2 protein-coding genes are annotated in these 2,516 nt (G+C 66.5%); both read right to left on the reverse strand.

The annotated features are described in order from the left end of the window. Nucleotides 1-343 precede the first annotated feature (343 nt). Nucleotides 344-1,498 carry a bifunctional 2-methylcitrate synthase/citrate synthase gene (gene prpC, locus ACTHLF_RS17065; RefSeq protein ID WP_440328825.1) on the reverse strand — a complete coding sequence of 385 codons (1,155 nt, stop codon included), beginning with the start codon at nt 1,496-1,498 and terminating at the stop codon, nt 344-346. Between the two features lie 12 nt (nt 1,499-1,510). Next, a complete protein-coding gene (gene prpB / locus ACTHLF_RS17070; protein WP_440328827.1) occupies nt 1,511-2,398 on the reverse strand; it encodes a methylisocitrate lyase in 888 nt (295 codons plus the stop codon). Nucleotides 2,399-2,516: the final 118 nt, after the last annotated feature.

Below are 2,516 nucleotides of genomic sequence, written 5' to 3' on the forward strand. Positions count from 1 at the left end.
TCAATCTCAGTGTGTCCGGGAGGCCTTGGGGCCCACCCTCGAGGCGAGTTCCGCACAAGAGAGCGGCCGTAGGCCAATAAGTACATTTGCGCCGGAGGCGCACTCCGGTACGAACGCGGAGGACCTGTCTGAGCAGCGAGGGTGGGCCCCAAGGCGTCTTTCCAGAGACGTCCGAGCGCGAGGTGGCGTCAGCCGCTGGTCACACGCATTCGCGACAGCGAATGAGCCGCTTAGGTAGGCGGCCGGGTCGCGACCCCATCGCGCGCAAGCGCGCTCCCACAACAACGCTGGCAACAAAAAGGCCGCGATTGCTCGCGGCCTTTTTGTTACTGCGCCATCCCGATCAGCGCTTTTCGATCGGCGTGTAGGTCTGGTCTTCCGGACCCGTGTAGTTCGCGCTCGGGCGGATGATCTTGCCGTCCTGGCGCTGCTCGATCACGTGTGCGCTCCAGCCGGAGGTACGCGCGATCACGAACAGCGGCGTGAACATCGCCGTCGGCACGCCCATCATGTGGTACGCCGATGCCGAGTACCAATCCAGGTTCGGGAACATCTTCTTCAGGTCCCACATCAGCTTCTCGATCTTCTCGGAGACCTCGAACAGGCGCGGGTTGCCGCCGTCCGTGCACAACTTGCGCGCGATCTCCTTGATGATCTCGTTGCGCGGATCCGACACGGTGTACACCGGATGGCCGAAACCGATGATGATCTCCTTGCGCTCGACGCGGGCGCGGATGTCCGCCTCCGCCTCGGCTGCATCGCGGTAGCGCGCGATGATCTCCATCGCCACCTCGTTCGCGCCACCATGCTTCGGGCCGCGCAGCGCGCCGATCGCGCCGGTGATGCACGAGTACATGTCCGAGCCGGTGCCGGCGATGACGCGCGCCGTGAACGTGCTGGCGTTGAACTCATGTTCGGCGTACAGCACGAGCGAACGATCCAGCGCGTGCGCGTGCAGGTCGCTGGGCTTGCGGCCGTGCAGCAGGTGCAGGAAGTGCGCCGCGATCGAGTCGTCTTCCGTCTCGGTCTCGATGCGCTTGCCGTTGTGGCTGAAGTGGTACCAGTACAGCAGGATCGAACCGAAGCACGCCATCAGGCGGTCGGCGATGTCGCGCGCGCCGGTGACGTTGTGGTCGTCCTTCTCCGGCAGCACGGTACCGAGCACCGAGGCGCCGGTGCGCATCACGTCCATCGGGTGCGTGGCGGCGGGCAGCAGCTCGAGCGCGCCCTTCACCGGGGCCGGCAGGCCGCGCAGGCGCTTGAGCTTGGCACGGTAGGCGTTGAGCTCCATCCAGTTCGGCAGTACGCCGTGGACGAGCAGGTAGGCGACTTCCTCGAACGAGCCCTTCGCGGCCAGGTCGTGGATGTCGTAGCCGCGATAATGCAGGTCGTTGCCGCTGCGGCCGACCGTGCACAGCGCGGTGTTGCCCGCGGTGACGCCGGACAGGGCGACGGACTTCTTCGGCTTCGGGCCCGTGGTGGTTGCGGTGTCGCTCATGCGTGACTCTCCTTAACCCTTCTGCGAGAACAATGCGTCGAGGCGACGCTCGTATTCGTGGTAGCCGATGCGGTCGTAGAGCTCTTCGCGCGTCTGCATCGTATCGATGACGTTGCGCTGGTGACCGTCGCGGCGGATGGCGGTGTAGACGTTCTCGGCGGCCTTGTTCATGGCGCGGAACGCGGAAAGCGGATACAGCACGATGCCCACACCGACGCTGCCGAGCTCTTCGGTGCTGAACAGCGGGGTCTGGCCGAATTCGGTGATGTTGGCGAGCACGGGGACCTTCAGCGCATCGGTGAAGCGCTTGTAGGTGGGCAGGTCATAGGCGGCTTCCGCGAAGATCGCGTCGGCACCGGCCTCGGCACAGGCGATGGCGCGCTCGATGGCGGCATCGACACCGTCGACGGCGATGGCGTCGGTGCGGGCGATCAGGAAGAAGTCCGGGTCGGTCTTCGCATCGGCCGCGGCCTTGACGCGGTCGACCATCTCGCTCGCCGTGACGATTTCCTTGCCCGGGCGATGGCCGCAGCGCTTCGCGCCGACCTGGTCTTCGATATGGCAGGCGGCTGCGCCGAACTTGATGAGGCTCTTGACCGTGCGGGCGATGTTGAACGCGCTGGGGCCGAAGCCGGTGTCGATATCGACCATCAGCGGCAGGTCGCACACGTCGGTGATGCGGCGGACGTCGGTCAGCACATCGTCGAGCGTGTTGATGCCCAGGTCCGGCAGGCCCAGGGAGCCCGCCGCCACGCCGCCGCCCGAGAGGTAGATGGCGCGGAAGCCGGCGCGCTTGGCCAGCAGGGCGTGGTTGGCGTTGATCGCGCCGATGACCTGCAGGGGCTTTTCAGCCGCGAGGGCGGCCCGGAAGCGGCTGCCGGCCGAGGGGGGCAAGGGCATGGAAAGTCTCCGCGTAAAGACCGGCATTTTAGCGCGGGGCGCGTGTAAAGGATTGTTGCGGTGCGGGGTGTGGGCCGGGCCTGGTGGCCCGGATCGCGCGCAAGCGCGCTCCCACAAG

This window comes from Luteibacter sp. (assembly GCF_051958795.1).
GTDB lineage: Bacteria > Pseudomonadota > Gammaproteobacteria > Xanthomonadales > Rhodanobacteraceae > Luteibacter.